Annotated in this window: 21 protein-coding genes and 1 riboswitch; of the genes, 9 read left to right on the top strand and 12 right to left on the bottom strand. The window is 65.7% G+C overall.

The features are described 5' to 3' along the window. Positions 1–23: 23 nt before the first annotated feature. The 10 genes from LHJ54_RS05495 to LHJ54_RS05450 all read right to left on the bottom strand — a co-directional run bounded on the left by LHJ54_RS05495 (position 24) and on the right by LHJ54_RS05450 (position 11677). Complete coding sequence (locus LHJ54_RS05495; RefSeq protein ID WP_228242911.1) at positions 24–1562, bottom strand: Ppx/GppA family phosphatase; 1539 nt, start codon at positions 1560–1562, stop codon at positions 24–26. Then, positions 1559–3712: an RNA degradosome polyphosphate kinase gene (locus LHJ54_RS05490; protein ID WP_228242910.1), complete on the bottom strand. Its 2154-nt coding sequence runs from the start codon at positions 3710–3712 to the stop codon at positions 1559–1561. The genes LHJ54_RS05495 and LHJ54_RS05490 overlap by 4 nt, the downstream gene beginning before the upstream one ends. Before the next feature lie 91 nt (positions 3713–3803). Continuing rightward, entirely contained in the window at positions 3804–4844 is a 1041-nt protein-coding gene (virB11, locus tag LHJ54_RS05485) for a P-type DNA transfer ATPase VirB11 (protein WP_228242909.1), read from the bottom strand. A gap of 5 nt (positions 4845–4849) precedes the next feature. Continuing rightward, positions 4850–5998, bottom strand: a complete 1149-nt coding sequence (locus LHJ54_RS05480) for a TrbI/VirB10 family protein (protein ID WP_228244305.1) — start codon at positions 5996–5998, stop codon at positions 4850–4852. Then, on the bottom strand, positions 5998–6825 hold the full coding sequence (locus LHJ54_RS05475) for a TrbG/VirB9 family P-type conjugative transfer protein (protein ID WP_228242908.1): 828 nt from the start codon (positions 6823–6825) through the stop codon (positions 5998–6000). Before LHJ54_RS05475 ends, LHJ54_RS05480 begins: the two co-directional genes overlap by 1 nt. Then, complete coding sequence (locus LHJ54_RS05470) at positions 6822–8000, bottom strand: type IV secretion system protein (RefSeq protein ID WP_228242907.1); 1179 nt, start codon at positions 7998–8000, stop codon at positions 6822–6824. Before LHJ54_RS05470 ends, LHJ54_RS05475 begins: the two co-directional genes overlap by 4 nt. Continuing rightward, positions 7997–10435 carry a VirB4 family type IV secretion/conjugal transfer ATPase gene (locus tag LHJ54_RS05465; protein WP_228242906.1) on the bottom strand — a complete coding sequence of 813 codons (2439 nt, stop codon included), beginning with the start codon at positions 10433–10435 and terminating at the stop codon, positions 7997–7999. Before LHJ54_RS05465 ends, LHJ54_RS05470 begins: the two co-directional genes overlap by 4 nt. 34 nt (positions 10436–10469) lie before the next feature. Beyond that, positions 10470–10754, bottom strand: coding sequence for a type IV secretion system protein VirB3 (locus LHJ54_RS05460; protein ID WP_228242905.1), 285 nt, complete (start codon positions 10752–10754; stop codon positions 10470–10472). A 3-nt stretch (positions 10755–10757) separates the two neighbouring features. Continuing rightward, positions 10758–11054 carry a TrbC/VirB2 family protein gene (locus LHJ54_RS05455; protein ID WP_228242904.1) on the bottom strand — a complete coding sequence of 99 codons (297 nt, stop codon included), beginning with the start codon at positions 11052–11054 and terminating at the stop codon, positions 10758–10760. A gap of 8 nt (positions 11055–11062) precedes the next feature. Next, positions 11063–11677 (bottom strand): lytic transglycosylase domain-containing protein, encoded by a 615-nt coding sequence (locus LHJ54_RS05450; protein WP_228242903.1) that lies wholly within the window; start codon positions 11675–11677, stop codon positions 11063–11065. A gap of 185 nt (positions 11678–11862) precedes the next feature. Then, positions 11863–11969, top strand: a riboswitch (TPP riboswitch). Between the two features lie 41 nt (positions 11970–12010). Between LHJ54_RS05450 and LHJ54_RS05445 the strand changes: the two genes are divergently transcribed. The 3 genes from LHJ54_RS05445 to LHJ54_RS05435 all read left to right on the top strand — a co-directional run bounded on the left by LHJ54_RS05445 (position 12011) and on the right by LHJ54_RS05435 (position 14746). After that, positions 12011–12409 carry a hypothetical protein gene (locus tag LHJ54_RS05445; protein WP_228242902.1) on the top strand — a complete coding sequence of 133 codons (399 nt, stop codon included), beginning with the start codon at positions 12011–12013 and terminating at the stop codon, positions 12407–12409. Between the two features lie 38 nt (positions 12410–12447). After that, positions 12448–14301, top strand: a complete 1854-nt coding sequence (gene thiC / locus LHJ54_RS05440; RefSeq protein WP_228242901.1) for a phosphomethylpyrimidine synthase ThiC — start codon at positions 12448–12450, stop codon at positions 14299–14301. Between the two features lie 127 nt (positions 14302–14428). After that, the gene (locus LHJ54_RS05435) at positions 14429–14746 is read left to right on the top strand and encodes an HPF/RaiA family ribosome-associated protein (protein WP_228242900.1); all 318 of its coding nucleotides are present in this window, start codon (positions 14429–14431) and stop codon (positions 14744–14746) included. 64 nt (positions 14747–14810) lie between these two features. Here the strand turns inward: LHJ54_RS05435 and LHJ54_RS05430 are convergent, their stop codons facing one another. Further along, on the bottom strand, positions 14811–14981 hold the full coding sequence (locus LHJ54_RS05430; protein ID WP_241721436.1) for a DUF2061 domain-containing protein: 171 nt from the start codon (positions 14979–14981) through the stop codon (positions 14811–14813). Between the two features lie 422 nt (positions 14982–15403). Between LHJ54_RS05430 and LHJ54_RS05425 the strand changes: the two genes are divergently transcribed. The 5 genes from LHJ54_RS05425 (at position 15404) to LHJ54_RS05405 (ending at position 18592) form a co-directional block, all read left to right on the top strand. After that, positions 15404–15616, top strand: a complete 213-nt coding sequence (locus LHJ54_RS05425; protein WP_228242899.1) for a cold-shock protein — start codon at positions 15404–15406, stop codon at positions 15614–15616. A 193-nt stretch (positions 15617–15809) separates the two neighbouring features. Continuing rightward, entirely contained in the window at positions 15810–16166 is a 357-nt protein-coding gene (locus tag LHJ54_RS05420) for a hypothetical protein (protein ID WP_228242898.1), read from the top strand. 54 nt (positions 16167–16220) lie between these two features. Next, positions 16221–16520 carry a hypothetical protein gene (locus LHJ54_RS05415; RefSeq protein WP_228242897.1) on the top strand — a complete coding sequence of 100 codons (300 nt, stop codon included), beginning with the start codon at positions 16221–16223 and terminating at the stop codon, positions 16518–16520. A gap of 230 nt (positions 16521–16750) precedes the next feature. Continuing rightward, positions 16751–17995: a potassium/proton antiporter gene (locus tag LHJ54_RS05410; RefSeq protein WP_228242896.1), complete on the top strand. Its 1245-nt coding sequence runs from the start codon at positions 16751–16753 to the stop codon at positions 17993–17995. Positions 17996–18193: 198 nt separating this feature from the next. Then, entirely contained in the window at positions 18194–18592 is a 399-nt protein-coding gene (locus LHJ54_RS05405) for a response regulator (protein ID WP_228242895.1), read from the top strand. Here LHJ54_RS05405 and LHJ54_RS05400 read toward each other — a convergent pair whose 3' ends face one another. Then, entirely contained in the window at positions 18593–19630 is a 1038-nt protein-coding gene (locus LHJ54_RS05400; protein ID WP_228242894.1) for a PAS domain-containing protein, read from the bottom strand. 411 nt (positions 19631–20041) lie between these two features. Here LHJ54_RS05400 and LHJ54_RS05395 point away from each other — a divergent pair, with 411 nt between their 5' ends. Next, positions 20042–21022 carry a L,D-transpeptidase family protein gene (locus LHJ54_RS05395; RefSeq protein WP_228242893.1) on the top strand — a complete coding sequence of 327 codons (981 nt, stop codon included), beginning with the start codon at positions 20042–20044 and terminating at the stop codon, positions 21020–21022. The last annotated feature ends 30 nt before the right edge of the window (positions 21023–21052 follow it).

The raw sequence follows: 21052 nt of genomic DNA, 5'->3' as shown, positions 1-21052 counted from the left end.
CTTAGCGGGAAAGCGCCGCGGCTTCAAACGGCTTCATTCTGCGCCAGCTGCGCAGCGCGATCGGCCTTGGCCGCAGGGCTGAATTCCAGCGCCCGGTCGAGCTTCAGCCGCGCGGCGAGGAGCCGCAGGTCTTTTTCCGTCGGCTGTCCGACCAGCGCGCGATGGCTTTGGGCGACCGTCAGCAGCAGCCGGCCGCCATCGATGCTGAGCCGGCTAGCCTCCAGCGATTGCGGCGATCCTGCGCCCAGCCGGCGGCACAGGCGAATGGCCAGGCCCCACGCGTACGCTCCGTCGAGCTGTTCGGGCGTCGCCAGCTGGGCGAGTTCATCCGGCAATGCGCAATTGCCGTTGCCGCAGATGGCGGCGGCCAGCATCGCCCGCTCGGTCGCAGTGGTCGTGATCCAGCGTTTGTAGAGCGCCCACTCCACCGCCTGGTTGTTCCTGAGGTTGGGTTCGATCCGCATGGACGCCAGCGCCAGGGTGGTGGCGGCCAACCGCAAGCGTTCCTGGCCGCGATGCTGGGCCGGGATCGCGCCTGCGGTCCAGCCCGCCACCTGCGCGGCCAGTGTCGGCGCGATGCCATGGTCCTGACCGAAAGCGGCTATTCCGGCGAGCAGCGGATCCTGTGCCCGCACCAACGGCGGCAGCGCGGAAAAGAGCACTCCTTCGCGCAGCCCCCAGGACGAGAACACCAGCCGCTCCGCCGCAGTCCGCTTCAGCAACGCCTGAAGCAGCACGGCGGCATCGGGCAGCTTGACCGCGCGCATGGATGAAACGCGGTCAACATCGCTGATCCTGTCGGGCGCAAGCGTCAGCACACGTTCGGTCAGACTGCGCGCCTCCTTCGCGGACAGAGCAATCCCGTGCGGGTCGCTCAGCGGGTGCTGGTCCTGTTCCAGGGCAAAGGTGGCCAGCGCGCGCCAGGTGCCGCCGACCAGATACAGGGTGTGCGCGGTTCCTCCATCCCATTGTTTCAGCGACTGGGTCACGGTCTTGCGCAGGTCGCCCCCGCGCTGGTGGCGTGCTTCGGCGAGGCGCAGGGTGCCAAGCGGCAGGCTGATGCCGCCCTCCGTCGATCCGCCGGCGATGCGCACCAGTTCGAGGCTGCCTCCGCCAAGGTCGGCCACGATCCCTGCGCCTGCGGGAAATGCCGCGATGACGCCCAGCGCGCTCATTTCGGCCTCCTGTTCGCCGGACAGAACACGCGGATGGAGGTTCAGTCCCGCCAGCAGGTCGATGAACTCGTCGCGATTGGCTGCCTCGCGAACGGCAGCGGTGGCGACGGTCTGGACGTGGCGGATGTTGGCGTCCCGCAGGATAAGCGCAAACCGGGCGAGCGCCCGGCGAGCCAATTCCATGCTGTCGGCGCTCAATCGCCCGTCGTGCGCAACTCCAAGGCCGAGCTGTGCTACCACCTTTTCGTTGAAGAGGACCCGGGGGGCGCGGGGCGCGCCGCCATATATGACCAGGCGCACCGTGTTTGAACCGATGTCGATTATGGCGCGCGGTTCGGGTTGACCCGACCCGTTCGCGCCGGAACGCGTCGGCCAGGTGCCGATCACGCGGCCCCCTTGCGCAGGGTCAGCTTGGGCACGCCCCCTTCTTCCAGTGCCCCGCCCCGGCCGGACAGCGACGGGTTGGTCATGAAATAGCGATGGCAGTTGAACGGCTTGCCATCCTGCCGCTCAGACGCGCGCGCATAATTACCATCGGCATCCAGCCACCAGCTCTGTTCGGTGTCGAGCATGTTGGCGAGCAGCACCTGTTGCAGCACCTGGTCATGGACAGTGCGGTTCCGAATGGGGATCAGCGCTTCAACCCGTCGGTCGAGGTTGCGTTCCATGAGGTCCGCAGACGAGATGAACAGCTGCGCCTGCGGACTGGGCAGGCGATGGCCATTGGCAAAGGCGTAGATGCGGCTGTGTTCGAGAAAGCGCCCGATGATCGACTTCACCCGAATGTTCTCGGACAGGCCAGGGACTTGCGGACGCAGGCTGCAGATGCCGCGGCACACGATCTCGACCGGGACACTGGCGATGCTGGCCGCATACAGGCGGTCGATGATGCCCTGATCGGTGATCTGGTTGCACTTCAGCCAGATACCGCTTGGCTGGCCATCCGTGGCATTGGCGATTTCGGCATCGATCATGGCGTACAACGTGGACCGCAGGTCGTGCGGCGCAATGGCCAGACATTCCGTCTCGTGCGGTTCGATGTACCCGGTGACGAAATTGAACATCTTTGCCGCATCGCGAGCCAGGCACGGATCGGCGGTGAAGAAGCTGAGATCGGTATAGATCCTGGCAGTCACCGGATGGTAATTGCCCGTGCCGAAGTGACAGTAGGAACGAAAGCCGTCCTCTTCCCGCCGCACGACCATCGCGACCTTCGCATGGGTTTTCCAGTTCAGGAACCCATACACGACCTGAACCCCGGCCCGTTCCAGTTCGCTGGCCCATTTGAGGTTCTGTTCCTCGTCGAAGCGGGCTTTCAGTTCCACGATGGCGGTCACCGACTTGCCTGCCTCAGCCGCCGCGATCAGCGCGGCGATCACGGCCGACTGGCTGCCCGCGCGGTACAGCGTCTGCTTGATCGCGACCACGTCGGGGTCGGCTGCCGCCTGACGGATGAAATCCACCACCACTTCGAAACTTTCGTACGGGTGGTGGATGATGATATCCTTTTCCCGGATTGCGTCGAACGCATCGCCATCGTGTTCCAGGATGCGTTCGGGATAACGCGGGGCATAGCTTTCGAATTTCAGGTCCGGGCGGTCTTCCGCGACGATGTCGGCCAGTCCTTCGATGCCGATCATCCCGCTGGTGCGGATAACCGCCGTGGCGTCCACCCCCAGGCGGTCGAGCAGCAGCTGTTCCGCCGCCGGGTCGCAATTGTCCTCCAGTTCCAGCTGGATCACCTGCCCGCGTCGGCGCCGCTGGATCGCGCTGCGGAACGTGCGGACAAGGTCTTCGGCCTCTTCTTCGATTTCGATGTCGCTGTCGCGCAGGACGCGGAACACGCCGTCTCCCGTGATGGTGAAGCCCGGAAAAAGCTCCTTGGCGAAGCGTTCGACGAGGCGCGGCAGACTGATCCAGATCGCGTCGTCGCCCGGCACCCGAACGAACCGCGGCAGCGCGGCAGGCAGCAGGATCATCTCGATCAGCTCCTCCCCGTCGGCATCACGCCGCACCGCGAACAGCAGGCCCGCTCCCTTGTTGGCGACAAAGGGAAATGGATGCGCCGGATCGATCGCCTGCGGCGTGACGAGCGGCATGATCTCGTCGAGGAAATATTCGCGCAAGGTGCGAAACGCGGCCTCGCTGATGCGCTGCTCATCGGCGATGTGAATGTCGCAGGCGGCCAGTTGCCTGCGCAGCGAAGTCCACACCTCTTGCTGTCGCGCCGTGAGCCGGCCCATCCGTTCCGCCACGGCAGCCAGTTGCTGCGCCGGCGTCCGCCCGTCCAGGGACGGCTTTTCGATCCCCCGGCTGACCTGCCCGACCAGCCCGGCGACGCGGATCATCATGAACTCGTCGAGATTGCTGCCCGAGATGGACAGGAACCGCAACCGTTCCAGCAGCGGGTGCCGTTCGTTGCATGCCTCGTCCAGCACCCGTTCGTTGAAGGCGAGCCAGCTCAGTTCCCGGTTGAAATAGGCCGCCGGGGTGCCGGGCTGCGGCAGCGAGCGGGTGATGGACACATCGACGTTCATGACTGCCGCAACGGTTGGAGCGCCTGCAAGGTGCCGCAGATGTTATCCGGCAGCACGCGTCCCGGCAAGCGCCGGCAGAGCGCCAGCCCGGTCAGCCAGGCTTGCGCAACAAGGTCCGGGTTTCGGCAATCTGCGCGATGCCGCGCTTGCCGTTCTCGTCCCGGCCGAGCTGCACGATGACGTCGATCACGCTGGCGGCGTAGGTGATGGTGTCGGTTCGGCTGAGGCCAATACCGGTCTGCATCACCATCAGCGCCAGCTGTTCCAGCGCGCCGGTCAGGGAATTGGCGTGAATGGTCGAGAAGCTGCCGGGATGGCCGGTGTTGATTGCGCGCAGGAAGCTGACCGATTCCGCGCCGCGCAATTCACCCAGCACGATCCGGTCGGGCCGCAGGCGCAGGGCGGCCTGGAGCAGTTCATTTGCTGTCACCTTGGCTTCGCCCAGTTCCCCCTTGACCGCGACCAGCCCCACCCCGTTGTCGCCCGGCAGCCGCAGTTCCGGCGTGTCCTCGACCAGCACCACCCGCTCATGCGCCGGTATCTCGCCCAGCATCGCGTTCAGAAATGTCGTCTTGCCGGTGGACGTCCCGCCGGAAATCAGGATGGTGCGCCGCTGGCGGATGGCTTCGCGCAGGAAGGCGATCGGCTGAGCCTGCGCGTCGGGCAGCGCTTCACGAACCCGTGTCTTCAGCGGCCCGGCGTCATAGGCGTCGAGCGGCAGGTCAAGGCGCCGATGCCGCCGGATCGCCATGACCCAATGGCGCCGCGACGCCGGGGGTCCGCAGAATTGCACGCGCGCGCCATCGGGCAGCGTCGCGCCCAGCAGCGGGTGTTCCCGGTTGATCCCCTGATGACTCACCCGCGCGACCTGTTCGGCGAGCCGCTGGACCAGCTGGTCAGTCACCTCCGGCCGTGCGAAGCGCCGCATGCCGCCCATGCCGGCATCCTCGATCCACACCTCCCCCGGGCGATTGACGATGATTTCCGTCACCGTGTCCCGGTCAAGCCATTCGCGCAGCGGCGCCAGATAGGCGTCGAGATAGACGGACCGCTCCGCTTCGGGCAGCGGTGCGGCCTCCTCCCGCTCAGGCCCCTCGTCCAGCACAGGCAGGGGATAAACGCTCGCGCTCATGCGGATCAACGGGTCACTTCGGAAAAGTTGAGGTCGCGGGCGGTGAAGATGCGGATCGGCTCACCCTGGCGGACCCGCACGGTCGGGCCGATCTGGCTGTTCTGCTGCACCGCCGCGGCCGCGGCGTCCTGTCCGCCGCCCATCACTACCGAAGCGCCGCCGGTCGCCAGCGTGGACAACCCTCCGACAACCGACAGCAGCATGGCCGAACCGAAGCGCTGGAAGAAGTTTGACTTCACTTCGCCAGCCAGCCCCGTGGTTCCGTCGAAGCCGATGGCAGGCGATGCAAGGTTCACCGACGCGCCATCGGGACGGATCAGCCGGGTCCAGATGACATAGGCCCGCCGCTGACCATTCTGCAGGCCGGACTGATACTGGCCGATGATGCGGCTGGACCGTGGGATCAGAACATTGCTGCCGTCGAAACTGCGCACATCCTGACTGACGACCGCGCGCACGAAGCCGGGCACGTTGGTGTCGATGGCGGTTTCCAGCACAGCTGGGATCAACGTGCCTTGCATCACGGTGGTTGCCGGATCGGTGATCGGCGTCGCACGGGCCGTGCCGCCGCCCACGCCGCCAACGCGGCTGGCGAAGTCGTTGGCGGAGTTGCCGGTCGCGGCCGCCGCTGCCGCTGCGCCGGACACCAGTTCCGGGGCTGGGCCAACCGCTTCGGAGAACCCGCTGCTGGCATCGAAGATCATGGTCGGGCTGGCCAGAGCGTTCGCCTGCGGCATGGGGTCACTCATGGGTTGAGCGGAATAGACCGGTGCAGGTGCGGGATCGGCCATCGCCATGGCCGCAGGCGCTTCAGCGACACCTGGCACGACGGTCAGATTGGCGGGCGCGGCCGGCTGCACCGCCATCTCCTGGGCCGGATCGGCGGCGACTGCGCCGCCGACGCTGCTGCCTTCGTCCAACCGTGCCGAATTCATGCTCCACAGCGTCACCGCGCCAAGGCCGGCGACCAGCGCAATGCCCGCAACCATCCCGAGCGCATCCGACCGTCCCCGCCGCTGGGTCACCGCGGGATAGGCATAGGCGGTGCGGCTGGCAAAATCGATGATTTCGGCGCTCTCATTCTCGCGCGGGTCGATGTCGTTCGCCGGATCGAGGCTGGCGCCCTTGGTCTTGAGATTGCTTCCCAATGGCATCATTCGCTTCCTTCGTTGCGGGCGAGCATGCCCGGTGCGCCGCGCATCTGGCCCTCACTCGCACGGGCTTCGTCACGCCGCTGCTCCAGCGGTGCGCCGCCATAGGTGAGTTCCGCCCGATCCTTGCCCGAGCGCAAAACCAGCACCGGCGGGACGCCGTCCACCACGACCACATCGCCACGGACGGAAAAGTTCACCGGGCCTTCGGTCTTGCCGTCGTCCGACAGGATCAGGATGGCGGGAACCGGCCGCCCTTCTGGCCAGGTGAGAAAGGTTGCCTCGCCATCGTCATAGGCCCGTTCAGGCAGCAGCTTGCGTTCACCCTTGCGCTTCCAGTCGAAGTTGAGGGACGCGGGATCGACCGTCTTTTCCGCCGCCGGTTGGGCGACAGCAAGGTCGGCCGGCGCCGCGAGCGGCGTGGCGGTGCTGCCCGGTTGCACCGGGTAATCGAAATTGAGGACGTACACCGGCTTGCCGGTATTGCTGGCGATAAGGTCGAAGAAATAGGTTCGCGCGTTCGTCACCACCGTCATGTTGGTCGTCGCGCCGTTCTGCAGCGGCTTGATGAACAGGAGGTTGGCACGCTTGTTCGGCGTCACCTGCCACGCGTTGGAGTCGCCGATGGCCACGTTCTCGATCCGCTCGTCATCGGCGAAGCGGATGGTCGCCTGCACCTTCACCCGGCCGCGGATCTGCACCACGGCATTGGGATCGTAGGTGACGGTGACCAGCCGGTTGTCCTGCGCCTGAAGCGCGGGCGCGGCGGCACCTGCCAGCACAAGCGGCACGGCAGCCAGCGCGAGGCGGCGCGCCCATAGTGTACTCATTTCACCTTCTCCAGATTGCGGACATTCGCCGGCTTGAACCGGCTGCCGATACCGCTGGCCCGCGCGGGGCCATGGCCGGCCTGCCCCGCCATTCCCGGGCCTGCGCCGACGGAATGGATGCGAACTTCGCGGCTTGTTGCAAAGCTGCCGCCGGGGCCGCTGTCGTTCGCCGGGGCGGCAACCGGGATTGCTGCCACGTCCAGCCGCCGGGCGGCCGCGATGCTGGCAGATGTGCTCGCCGCCGCCTGTGCGGCAGGGCTGGCCACCGCTGCCGTTGGCACAGGCGCTGCCACTGCTGCCACCCGGTCGTTCAGCTTGTCGACCGGTCGAGCAAAGCCGAACACGCTCCACCCCGCCACCATCGCGCCGGCGGTCCTGATGACCAGCACCATCAGCGCGACATGCACCGCACCGATCAGGAAGAAGGCAGCCGCCGCCTGCGGGTCGATCTGCCCCGGCGACTGCGCCAGTGTCGTCAAAACCGGCACCGCCAGTTCCAGCATCACGCCACCACCCAGGACGGCGAACAGCGGCGTCAGAGCCAGCATGGTCAACCCCTTGACCCAGCCGGCGAACAGGCCGCGCGTTCCGTCGAACAGCGCCATCACTACGAAGATCGGGCCCAGCGCCACCAGGACGGCCAGCGCGATGCGCGCGGTGACGAGCACTCCAACAGTGCCGAGCAGCAGCAGCATCGCGCCCAGCCACAGCAGGCCGGCGGGCGAAAATGCGGAAATGTCGGTCTGTTCCCCGCTTGCCATCTGCACGGCGGCGAACACGATGTCGATCTTGTCGCCAAAGGTCTGCGTCGCGGAACCGCGATCGCCCGTCACCACGCCGGCGAGATAGTCGGGAGTGAGAACCGCGAAGTTCCACACCACCGAATGAAACGCGAGCCAGCTGGTGGCGAAAGTGACCACCAGGCCCAGCGTCATCATTCGCGGGGTCAGCGACCGAACCGACAGGCTGGAACGGCCGAGCAGCAGCTGGATCGCGAAGAACGCAACGAACAGCGTCAGCGCGATGGTCAGCGCCGGGCCCAGCCCGCCGCCCGCCGCGAACAGGCGGCCGAACGCCTGCGCGGCGAAGTCGTTCGAAACGCAGTCGACCGCGCGCAGGCTGGCTGATACGCCAAGGCCGACCTCAGCCAGCACCGCTTCGCAGGCCGCGCTCATTCTGCGGCCCACCGGTGCTGGAACAGGCGCGCATCGGCAATCGCATCTTCGGGGAGGCCAGGCCATGCACGTCCCGTCAGCGGCGGATACCAGTCGGCCGGATTGTCGCCCACGGCATCGCGCAGGGTGTCAAGACGTCGCACTGCGCTTTCCCGGCCGGACAACAGGGTCAGCACTTCAGGGGCACCGGACAGGTCGAGACGCACGACCACGCTCGCGTCCGGCTGCCGGACAAGGAAACAGCGGCTGTGTGCAGGCAGGCTGCGGATCAGGGCGAGTTCGTGCTGGGTGAGGCCGAACCCGTCGCAGTAATCTTCGGCCCGGGCGCGGCTGTTGGGCATGAACACCATTGTCGCCGTCTGCTCCACCAGCGCCGTGGAGATCCGGCTGTCCAGTGCGTCGCGCGCCGACTGCGTGGCGAACCCCACCAGAGCGTTTCTCTTCCGCAAGGTTTTCAGCCAGTCGCGGATGCGGGCGGCGAACACCTCGTCGTCCAGCGCCTTCCACCCTTCGTCGATGAGGATCATGGTCGGCTGTCCGTCCAGCCGCTCGTCAATGCGGTGGAACAGGTACATCATGGTCGGCGTGCGCAGCCGGGGGTTTTCCAGCAGGGCCGTCATGTCGAAGCCCAGGACACGGTTGGTCAGGTCCAGTTCGTCGCGCGCGTTGTCGAACAGCCAGCCGTGCTCCCCGCTCCCGATCCAGGCGGACAGGCGGTCGGCCAGATCGCCCGGCTGCGGCCGGCGCGCGCCGGCCAGCAGTTCGCGGAAGTGGCGCAGGCGCCGCAGCGATCCGTCATTGGTGTAGGCGGCGTCCACCGCCCCGGCGATGATCGCGCCTTCCTCCGGCCCGCTTGCCTGCAGCAGCACGCCGAGCCACTCGCGCAGGAACGCCCGGTTCGCCGGGGTGTCGGGCAAGGCCAGCGGGTTGAACCCGGTTGGCTCGCCCGCCCGGATACGGTCATAGCGCCCGCCGATGCCGCGGATAAACAATTCGGCCCCGCGGTCCTTGTCGAACAGCACGGTGCGCGGGCGGAACTTCTGCGCCTGCGCCGCGAGGAAGTTCATCACCACCGTCTTGCCCGACCCACTCGGCCCGATCACGGTGAAGTTGCCCAGATCGCCGTGGTGGAAGTTGAAGAAGAACGGCGTCGCGCTGGTCGTCTCCAGCAGGGTGACGGCATCGCCCCAGTGATTGCCGCTCGCCTGGCCCAGCGCGAAGCCGTGCAGGGAACCGAAGCTCGCCATGTTGGCGGACGAGATCATCGCCCGGCGCACCAGATATCCTTCGTTGCCGGGGAATTGCCCCCAGAAGGCTGGCTCAAGGTTGGTGTCTTCGCGCACGGCGATGGCGCCGGTGTCGGCCATCGCGGCGGCGCAGGCGGCGACCGCGTCGTCAAGCCGCTCGAAATCATCTTCGCGGACCAGCACGGACAGATGGTGATCGCCAAAGCCCACGGAGCCGGTGCCGAGGGCATCGCGCGCGGCCAGCATCTCTGCCCGTTCGGCCTGCGCTTCCTCGTCGGCGGAGCGGAGGCGGCGAATGGCAAGGTCCATGCGTTCCCGCGCGGTCTGCCGTTCGGTCGGGGCATAGCTTTCGGCGACCACCATTTCGTATGGCAGGCGCAGCAGGCTGTCGAGAAGGCCGGGCGACGTCGCCTCGGGGTAGTCCTTCAGGCCCAGAATGGCGGCGAAGTCGGGTCCGCCCGAGCCGCGCAGTTCCATGGCATCGAGGCCGAAACTCGCCCGCTTGTAAGGCAGCATGGCGCCGATGTCCGTATCGTCGGACGGGCGGCGGACCGGCCGCATTTCGCCATTATAGAGCGCGGAGAGCAACTCCAGCATCTCGGAATTGGCGCGCCCGCCAGCGCCTTCGTAATCGCCCAGCAATTGCGCGCCATAGGCACTCAGCGCGGCCACCAGTCCGCCCGCCGCGGCCTTCAGCGCGCGCAAATCCCTGGGATCGGCCTCGACCACTCCGCCCTTGCCCCTGCGCGAACGCAGCGCCTTGCCGGCCCGTTCGGCCAGACCGGCCTTGCCGCGCGCGGGCCGCCGCACCAGCGTCACAAACTGGTCGTTGATGAACAGCGAGCCGGACCCAAGCCGGTCGCGCCAGCGGCGGTCGATATGGCCGCTGACCGGATCGGGAAAGGCCCCGTCCAGCGCCACCTCGACCTTGCGGCGGATGACATGATGGTAAAGAACGAAGCGCGCATCCAGGGCGGAACGCAGCATTACCTCGCGGCTGGCCGCATGGGCGTTCAGCGCCTCGGAATCTTCCGTTTCGAACAACAGGCCCGGAACCTGCAAGGCGGTCATCAACGAACCGTCGCGCAGCAGCACGGTGTGCTGATCCACCAGCCGAAGATAGGGCAAGCGGTCGCCCGCGCGGGCTTCCTTGGCGCTCCAGGCGGCGGTGCCGAGCCATTTAGTCATGGTTTAGCAGCCCTCCTTCGGGTTGAGATGACGATCAGGCCGCATAACTGTTGCAGCCCCAATGCTTCCAGTTCTTGACCCGCGGGCATTTGCTGACCTTGGTGATCCACAGATCGAAGACGCGCGGTTCCCTGAGGCAGGCGAAATAGCCGATCACGTGCATCACCAGCGCGCCGCCAAGCGCCCAGAAGCTGCCTGTGATGAGGAACAGTTCCACCGTCACCAACGCGTTGATGATGAAGAAATTGTAGGTCACGCCGGCAAACATCTGCGGCCGGGTCAGGGCGCGATGGACAGGGTGCCGGGCGAGCGCGGTCACGCCTCAGCCTCCCGACGCGCTCTGGATGCCGGCCACGATGGTGCCCGCGCCGAACAGGATGAACACGCCGATGATGACGGTCGCGCCGAACCGCCAGTTCAGGCGTCCGGTCAGCATCATGAAGCCCACCGCGGCAACCGCCATGACCGCGATCGCGGTGGCGACGTTGCCGAGCAGTGTGCCCTGCAGCCAGCCAAGCGCGTTGACGATCGGCCCGGAACCCTGCGGGTCCGTCTGGGCGAACGCCGGAGACCCGCTGATAAGGGTCGTGAAGGCCGTGGTGATTGCGGCAAGGCGCATATTCTTGACTACTCCCGCGAGTGATTGGACAAGCGGCCCATGATCGCCGCCACGTAATTCTTCGTTTCCGCGATGGCCGGAATGCCGTTCGCGCGCTCGACCCGGCCCGGTCCCGCGTTGTAGGCGGCGAGCGCCCGCTCCACATCGCCATCGAACCGGTCGAGCTGCGCCCGCAGATACCGTGCCGCGCCTTCCAGGTTGGCGAACGGATCATCAGGGTCCACCCCCAGTTCCCGCGCCGTGCCGGGCATCAACTGACCCAGCCCGCGCGCACCCTTGGGCGACACGGCGGCGTGCCGCCACCGGCTTTCCTGCCAGACCAGCGCCTCGATCAGCGCCGGGCTGAGATCGAACCGCCGGGAAAGCTCCGCGACCTTTGCCGCGTACAGTGCGGGGACATAACGGCCAGAAAGGTTGGCGTCACCTTCCGCCGCGTCGTCCGCGAGCAGCAGGAACTGCTCGTCCTCAGGCGCAGCGGCATCTACCACGGCGGACGCCACAACGCCCCCCGCGATCCAGCGAGTTCCTTCGCCGCCGATCTCCAGCACATCGGCCTCAGCGGGCACGGCCCACAGGGCGACAGCCGCAGCAAATCCTACGCGCACCTCCTGCTTGAGACTCATGGACCCTCCATCCAAGCGGCCTAGAAACCTTCTATGACACTAAACTGACAATAAAGTTAATTTCTGGTTGCCGCCAGCCGTGAAAGCGGCACGGCTGGCCTTGTTTGCTCAAGATGCTCGGGAACCGGATGTCCGTCACGGCACACGCGATCCGCTGGACGCCGGGCTGTTGCGCCTCTATCATGCACGCATCCCCGGGGAGCCGCTTGGCTGAGAGGGAGGGCTCGCATCCTCCGACCCGTTGAACCTGAACCTGATAACACAGGCGGAGGGAGTGGGCGGTCATGCATCAAGAAACCGCTCCTCGTCCATCCACCGGCGAAGGAGAGTGACATGATCGAACAAGGCCAAGTGCCCGCCTGGATAGCTCTTTTCATAGGCATCTACGCGCTGTCCGCAGGTATTGGCGGCCTCGTTCGCCCGCACCTGTTCGCCACCATGCTGCAGGATTTCGAACGCTCGCCCGCCCTCAATTATGTCACCGGCTTCGTCGTGCTGGCGCTGGGGGCCATCATCTACCTCGTCAATCCGTGGCAGCCCGACGACTGGCTGGCGGTCGGGGTAACGGTGATCGGCGGGCTGATGGTGCTGGAAGGCGCGTTTCTCATCGCGGTCGGCGACGGTTTCGCCCGCTTCGCGCGCCAGTTGCTGGGTCAGGCTGGTCGGGCCTGGGCAGTGGCTTCACTGGTTATCGGCGCCGCCCTGATCGTCATCGGTTTTGTGCGCGTCTGAACTTCACACACTCTTTCCCTTTGATCGGAGTAGCAAGAATGGCCGACATCAATTCGAAACTCGAAATCGGCGTCACCACCGGACCGATCCGCGGCAGCCGCAAGGTGCATGTCGGACCACTGAATGTCGCCATGCGCGAAATCGTGCTGGATGGCGGCGAGGCGCCGGTGCGGGTGTATGACACGTCCGGTCCGTACACCGACCCCGACACATCCATCGATATCCAGGCCGGCCTGCCCAGGCTGCGCCGCGAATGGATCCTCGCCCGCGGCGACGTGGAGGAAAAGGACCAGCGCGAGGTGCGCCCCGAGGACAACGGCCAGCTCGGCCCGGATCGGTCGGGCGGCGTACCGCCCTTCCCCAACGTCGCCCGGCGGGTGCTGCGCGCCAGGCCGGGCATGAATGTCAGCCAGATGCACTATGCTCGCCGGGGCATCGTCACGCCCGAGATGGAGTATGTCGCGACCCGCGAGAATCTGGGTCGCGAGATGCTGAGGGAGTACAGCCGCGACGGCGAGAGTTTCGGCGCGGCGATCCCCGATTACGTCACCCCCGAATTCGTGCGCGAAGAAGTCGCGCGGGGCCGAGCCATCATCCCGTCCAACATCAACCATCCCGAATCCGAACCCATGGCGATCGGGCGCAACTTCCTCGTCAAGATCAACGCCAACATCGGCAACTCCGCCGTCGCCAGCGACGTGGCGAGCGAGGTCGACAAGATGGTGTGGTCGATCCGCTGGGGCGCGGACACCGTCATGGACCTTTCGACGGGGCGCAATATCCACGACACGCGCGAATGGATCATCCGCAATTCGCCCGTTCCGATCGGCACCGTGCCGATCTACCAGGCGCTGGAAAAGGTCGGCGGCATCGCCGAGGAACTGACATGGGAGATCTTCCGCGACACGCTGATCGAGCAGGCCGAGCAGGGCGTCGACTACTTCACCATCCATGCAGGGGTGCGTCTGCCCTATGTGCCCATGACCGCCAAGCGCGTGACCGGCATCGTATCGCGCGGCGGTTCCATCATGGCTAAGTGGTGCCTGGCGCACCACAAGGAGAGCTTCCTCTACGAGCGCTTCGACGAGATCACCGAGATCATGAAGGCGTATGACATTGCCTATTCACTGGGCGATGGCCTGCGCCCCGGCTCGATCGCCGACGCCAATGACGAGGCGCAATTCGCCGAGCTTTACACCCTGGGCGAACTGACCAAGCGCGCCTGGGAACAGGACGTGCAGGTGATGATCGAAGGACCCGGCCATGTGCCGATGCACAAGATCAAGGAGAACATGGACAAGCAGCTCGCCGCCTGCGGAGAAGCGCCGTTCTACACCCTCGGCCCGCTCGTCACCGACATCGCGCCGGGTTACGATCACATCACCAGCGGCATCGGCGCGGCGATGATCGGGTGGTTCGGCACCGCGATGCTCTGCTACGTGACGCCCAAGGAGCACCTGGGCCTGCCCGACCGCGACGACGTGAAGGTGGGCGTCGTCACCTACAAGCTGGCCGCCCACGCCGCCGACCTCGCCAAGGGACACCCGGCCGCCAAGGTTCGCGACGATGCGCTGTCCAAGGCACGTTTCGAGTTCCGGTGGCGCGACCAGTTCAACCTGTCGCTGGACCCCGATACCGCCGAGCAATATCACGACCAGACTCTGCCGGCCGAAGGGGCAAAGACGGCGCATTTTTGTTCGATGTGCGGCCCCAAGTTCTGTTCCATGAAGATAACCCAGGAAGTGCGCGACTTCGCGGCGCGGCAGAACGGGGGCGCCGAAACCTTCGTGGTGGCAGCCGATGCCGAAGCAGGCATGGCCGAGATGAGCGAGCGGTTCCGGCAGGTGGGCGGCAAGCTATACGTCGACGATCCTGCCAGCTCCGCGCCATGATCCGGCTGATCTCCGCCCGCAACTGACACCGTGCCCGCCGTACGCAAAGCGCGGCGGGCAGGATATGCCTTGGGCCTCGACCGTTGTCTCATCGAAGCAACGACAAAAACAAAGGAGCGCTCAAGCAATGCATGTGCAGTTCAATTCCGACAGCAGCGTCATGGGAACGGAAAACGTGGCCGAACGGATCGAGACGCGGGTGCGGGAAAAGCTGTCCCGATTCGAGGATCGGCTGACCCGCCTGGAAATCCACGTTCAGGACGAAAACGCCAAGCGCGGCGGCGCGGATGACAAGAACTGCACGATCGAGGCGCGGCCCAGCGGCGGCGCGCCTTTGAGCGCCAGTGCCCGTGCCGGCGATGTCGATGCGGCAGCCGCCCAGGCCGCGGACAAGCTCGTCAGCTTGCTTGATACGCATTTCGGCAAGGCCGATCGTCGCCGGTGACGTGATCTAGGTGTCAGGGGCGGGCTTTTGTCTGCCCCCGATAGCTCCCGCCGCCTACGGCTTTTCAGTCGCGCACGTGCCGATGCAGCAGGACGTCGAGAACGGTGAATTCGCTGCGCCAGGCGCGCTCGTGAAAGAAGAATACCACCGCGTTCACCAGCGGCTCTACCAGAGCGATACCGCTGGCAATGGCGATCGATCCGGTGAACGCGTAGGCGACAGTGAAGCCCACCATCAGATGCAGGGCAAGAAAGCTGATGGTCTTGGCCAGATCGCGCTTGACGAATTTGCGATGTTCCACCGGCTGAAGCAGCCGGCAACCCTCGCCCGCGCACCGTGCGGAAACCACTTGATCAGTCATCGCCGCGTGCTTTCACCAGATCGTCCTTGCTCATGGCCCGCCACCTGACCCTCCACCTCACAAAGCTGAACGGGGGGAGGACGAGACACGTTCCCGCTGCCGATTAGGTAATCCGTGCGCTTTGTGCTACAAGGCCGATGCTGACGTCGAAAAATGCGACGGACTTCGGCTTTTGACGACCGATGCGCTATGGCGCTGCGGACACAGACGGCGACTTCCTTTCACTGGACGATCTGACGCACGACCCTCTGGCATGCCGCCAGCGGGCAATCACCTGTTCTTGAAAGGAACATCTCATGGCCAAGACTGGCACCGTCAAATTCTTCAACGCCGACAAGGGCTATGGCTTCATCCAGCCCGACGATGGCTCTGCCGACAGCTTCGTGCACATCTCCGCCGTGCAGGCGGCCGGAATGCATACGCTGGACAAGGATCAGCGCCTCAATTTCGAAATCGAGCAGGGCCGCAACGGCAAGGAAAGCGCCGTAAACCTTTCCGCCGCCGACTGACTGGTTGCGAAGGCGCTGTGGCTCTGCTTCAGCGCCTTCGTCACCCGTACTCCTTCGGCCTTTGTCGTGCGCAGCCCGACCACTGCTGAAAGGTTGCCAAAGGCGTTACAGCCCGCGCAGACCGCCACCTCCCTCCACATCATCCGGCAACATCCACTTGCCTGAAACTGCTTCCTCGTTAATTGTCGTGAGCGTGAGCGACCATTTACGCCAGATCATGCTCCGCATATTTGCGGCCGTGCTGCTGTCTGTGATCGGATCGCACGCCGCCATTCCCGCCAAGGCGGTTGAGCAACAGCGCGGATCGGCCTTCAGCGTGGCCACTCTCGACGTCGCTGTGCTGGGCAATCTGCGGCAGGCCGCCAACGCCGCCGCGCCGCTGCCCGCACCCCCTGCCCCGCCTGTCGCGGGTGCCGCATCCTTTATCCTGCCGATCGTCGCGGATGCTCCAGGGACCCGCAGACCGTTGCCGTGGGCCCAGGCACCTCCGCTAAAACCGGTCGGGACCAGACCGTCGCAACCACGAGCACCTCCGTCAACGCGTGCCTGACACAGCGCATTTCCGCCGGGAATGCCGAACGCGACTAGACGAGGAAATTTCTACATGGACACTGTATGTGAAGGCGTCCCGCACGAGGGGCGTCGCCAATCCGCCGTGGCTTTGCTGGCCAGATATCCGGCGCTCGATGATGCGGAACTTGCCGAACTGGTGCGATGGTTCAAGAAGGAGGCATCGGCTCTGGACGTCGGCCTGATCGCCAGCGATCCGGAACTGTGTCACTCTTACCAGCGGCTGAAGGATGACCACCTCACCAGGCTGGGTGCAGCAGACCTGTTATGGATGCTGATCCTCTTTGGAGTGGCCATCGCGTTTATCGGGCTGCTGATCTGGAGCGGCCTGTAAGATGGTTCCGGGGTATGCCCGCGCGTGCCCCGGAACAGTCGGGCAGCTGGCGGATACGGGTGGCTGGCGGCAGGGGAACGGGACATGTGTGACAGAGCAAGCGCTGCCGGCAGGTCGACGATCGGCGAGCCGCCGGTGCCTGCCATCATGCCGGCGGCGGCAGGTTGTGCGATGCAGGCGCCGCTCCCTATGCAGCGCGCCAAGGGGAAAATGCCGGTAATCCTGATGCCATGACAACCCTTGCCACTGAACCCGCTCTGCTGCTGCTGGGCATCCTGCTGCTCACGACCGTGCTCGCCGGGACCCTGTCGAGCAGGTTCGGCCTGCCTGCCCTGATCGGCTTTCTCGGGCTGGGGATGCTCGCCGGGGTCGATGGCCCTGGCGGTATCGGCTTCAGCGACTTCTCCTTCGCCCAGGCAGTCGGCACGGTGTCGCTGATCTTTATCCTGTTTTCAGGCGGGATGGACACGGCCTGGTCCGACGTTCGCCGGGTTGCAGCGCCGGCTCTGGCGCTGGCTACAGTAGGCGTGTTTGTCAGCGCCGGGATCGTGGCGGGCGCGGCAATGCTGCTGATCGGTGCGTCGCTTACCGAAGCTGCGCTGCTTGGGGGGATCATCGCGTCCACCGACGCGGCGGCGGTGTTCGCCATCCTGCGGTCCACAGGGCTGGACCTGCACGGCGATGTGCCCGCCCTGATCGAGGTTGAATCCGGCTCGAACGACCCAATGGCGATCTTTCTCGTCGGCGCAGTGCTGCTGTTCATCGGTACGCCGGACGCTAACCCGCTTGACCTGCTCCCGGAGTTCGTCGTGCAGATGGCGATGGGAGCGCTGGTCGGCCTGGCCGTGGGTTTTGCGATGCCCTGGTTGCTGAAGCGTGGCGGGTTCAGGCAGGGCGGTCTGGCTTTTGTGATCTCCATCGCCGCGGCGCTGATTGCGTTTGGAGCGGCCCATGTGCTGTCTGGAAACGGCTTTCTCGCGGCCTACGTCGCCGGGCTGGTCGCGGGGAACCGCAACTACCCCGCCAAGCGGACCATTTCCACCTTTCAGGACGGCATGGCGTGGCTGGCGCAGGTGGCCATGTTCCTGACGCTGGGGCTGCTGGTGGCACCATCGGACCTGGTGCCGGCAATCGGCCCGGGTATCGTCATCACGCTGATCCTGATGTTCGTCGCCCGCCCGCTCAGCGTGTTCCTGTGCCTTGCCCCGTTCCGGCAGTTCAACTGGCGTGCAAAGCTGTTCGTGTCATGGGCCGGGCTGCGGGGCGCCGTGCCGATCGTGCTGGCCACTTTTCCGATCGTCGCCGGCGTCGCGGGCGCTTTCAGCGTCTTCAACATCGTGTTCTTCGTGGTGCTGCTCTCCAGTCTTATTCAGGGCCCGACGATCAAATGGGCCGCGCGGAAGCTCCGGATTGGCGAGCATGGCGAGCGCGCGGCGACCCGCGAAGCGGTCCGGCCGCAAGGTTCGCCGGTCTGATGGCAGGCGGCCCGTTCCATCGATCGGTCAGCCACGCCATCGGGAACCGGACGGGGCGGCAACAGTTTTGGTGTCGCGCGCACTAACGCCCGCGTGACCGGCCAACGGCAGCGTGGCGGGCAACTTTTTTGGCAAGCGGCCAGAACGTTTTCCCTGTTTCAGGCGTTGTCGCATTACCAATTAACCGGATCACGTGGAATGACCGCCCGAATACTGATTGTCGAAGACGAGATGCTGGTAGCCATGAACCTCGAAGGAGTACTCGAGGATCTGGGTTACGAGCCCGTGGGCATCGTGCCCGATCTTCCGGCCGCGGTTCCGTTCTATGATCAGAAGGTTGATCTGGCCCTCGTCGACCTTAATCTGCGCGATGGCCTGACTGGGCCACAGATAGGCGCGCGATTGAGCGAGAAAGGAGTGGCGGTAGTGTTCGTGACCGCGAACCCCGGATTGCTCGGCGATGGTATCGCGGGTGCAATAGGCGTCATTACCAAACCGGCGGACGAAACAGCGGTAAAGGATGCGGTCGAATATGCGCTGGGATGCCGCGGCGGTGCGCAGCTTGCCCCGCCCGCCTGTCTCAGGCTGTTCGGCTGATCAGCGGACTAGTCGATCCCGTTCCACTGCGACGTTCACTGCCAATCCTTCGGGCAGCCAGTTTCTCTCAAGGGTGCCGCCAAGCTGCTGCACGATGCTGAGATCGCACAGGCGGGTGCCGAAGCCCTGCCGGCTGGGCGTTCCAGTGAGGGTGGGGCCGCCGGTTTCACGCCATTCCAGCCGCACTTTGTCCCCATCCTCGCTGATGACGATGGCAACCTGCCCATCCTCGGAGGATAGGGCGCCGTACTTCACCGCATTGGTCGCCAGTTCGTGCACCAGCAGGGCAAGCGGCGTTGCGCCGCGATCATCGACCCGTACGTCCGGGCCCGCCAGGGTAATGCGCCCCTCAGCCAGCGCCGGATAGGGCGACAGGATTTCCAGGAGGATGCCGTGCAGGGAGTCGGTCGGCGCCTGCGGAGCCGATTCTTCGCTGTGCGGCCGGACAAACTCGTGCGCCCGGCTTAACGCGGCAATCCGCTGTTGCAGCTTTTTGGCGAACGCCTTGTGGTCCGGCTCCGCTTCCCGGGTGGACATGCCGATCAGGCCGCCGATCACCGCGAAGATGTTCTTGATGCGGTGACTCAGTTCGCGGCTGAGGATTTCGTTGCGAGCCGCCTGATCCTTGGCATCGTGGATGTCGGTGCAGGTTCCGATCCAGCGCACAATCTGCCCGTCCGCGCCCCGCACCGGATAGGCGCGGCCCAGCGTCCAGCGGTATTCCCCGCTGCGATGCCGCAGCCGGTATTCGACTTCGTATGGTTCGCCGGTGGCAAGGCTCCGCCGCCACCGTTCCCATGCCCTTGCCTGGTCGTCGGGGTGGAACATGTTGTTCCACTCCTCCCCGTCGGTCGAACCCACCGGTACGCCGGTGAAGGCATACCATTGGTCGTTATAATAATCGTGATATCCGTCCGGCAGGGTCGACCACACCATGTGCGGCAGCGCATTTGCCAGGCTGCGGAAGGGAATGTCGCTGTCCAGCAGGGCGTGGCGTCCGGCAATGGCGTCGACCGCCTCGTCCTGTTGCGTCTCCATTGTCTCCATTCCGAAAAGCGGCCTTCCCCGTGGACCTGTCTCCTGCAGACAGGCTTTGCCCTCCCCATCAGAAACGGCATTTGGGGACATTGGTAGAAACATGCAATGGACAGGGCGTTAACACGCGCAAGCGCCACTCCCTTGCTGCTTGCCGCTGGCCGGGCGGCAGGCACGGCTGCGGCGCGCATGACAAGGCTTGCGGCAACTGGTATTCTCAACCGGCTGCGCCCGGGCGGCAACCAACTTGCGAGAAGAAACAGGCTCCATGAGCATCGCGCGCCCGTTCGGGTCCATTGATAGAGGCGGCGCAGGAATGTGTCAGCCTGCCGGCTGCTGCCCTGTTGCGCGGCCACGGGAGCTGATCGAACCCAAGGCGTCTGGACCGATGGCACCCTGGATGCCGAGCCGCTGATGGCGTGGTGGAGCGCCCTTCTGGCACTCGCCGCCGCCGGCGCGCTGATGGGGTCGGCCCAGCAGGTGCACGTGGGTCGGGGTTCGGTCCATGAAGCGGTTGAGCGGTTGCAGCCCGGGCAATGGGTATGGGAGCCGCTGGCCGCGCCGCAGGGTCCGCTGCTGATGGTCGTCAGCCTGCCCCGGCAGCGCGCGTTCCTGTTCCGCAACGGAGTTCCCATCGCCGCGACCACCATTTCCTCCGGCAAGCCGGGTTTCGAGACGCCCACAGGCGTGTTCACCGTGCTGGAAAAGGATGCGGAGCATTATTCCTCGATCTACAACAACGCGCCCATGCCTTACATGCAGCGGCTGACCTGGCGCGGGGTGGCGCTGCACGCCGGAAACCTGCCGGGCCGTCCCGCTTCGCATGGCTGCGTCCGCCTGCCGCTGGAATTCGCCAGGCTGCTGTTCGCCACCACCCATGTCGGCATGACAGTCGTGATCAGTGACAAGCGCGCAACCCCGCGGATCGCTCCGGCAAAGGATCTCCTGCCCCCTGCCGCTCCCAGGGCGGTGCGGGGCGGCGGCGCGGCTAGCGCGTTCGTGTGGCAGCCGGAATTGTCGCCCACGGGGCCGGTGTCGATCGTGGTCAGCGCGGCCGATGGGCGGGCGGTGGTTCTGCGCAACGGAGTGCAGATCGGGTCCGGCCCGGTTCGCGTTACCGGTCCCGTCGCGGGCACATGGGTTTATCTGTTGCAGCAAAAGGCCGGCGCAGGCAGTCACTGGCTGAGGGTAGATATGGCGAGCGCAGGCGACCCCAGCGTGCCTGTACCGCCCGCGGAATGGAACCGCTTCGCCGCGCCGCCGGAATTTCGTCAGGCTGTCGCGCGCATCCTGCATCCTGGCACAACGATCATCGTGACCAGCGACACTCTGGCCGCATCGGGGGCGGGCCGCCCAACCGACCTCCTCGAAAACGAGCCCGGGCCGGCTCCCTGAAGCAGACCGACCTGAGTCTCACCAGCACGG

This window comes from Porphyrobacter sp. GA68 (genome assembly GCF_022605525.1).
In the GTDB taxonomy this organism is placed as follows: Bacteria; Pseudomonadota; Alphaproteobacteria; order Sphingomonadales; family Sphingomonadaceae; genus Qipengyuania_B.
Note: the sequence above shows the minus strand (reverse complement) of the source record. Positions and strands in the feature narration are given on the sequence as shown.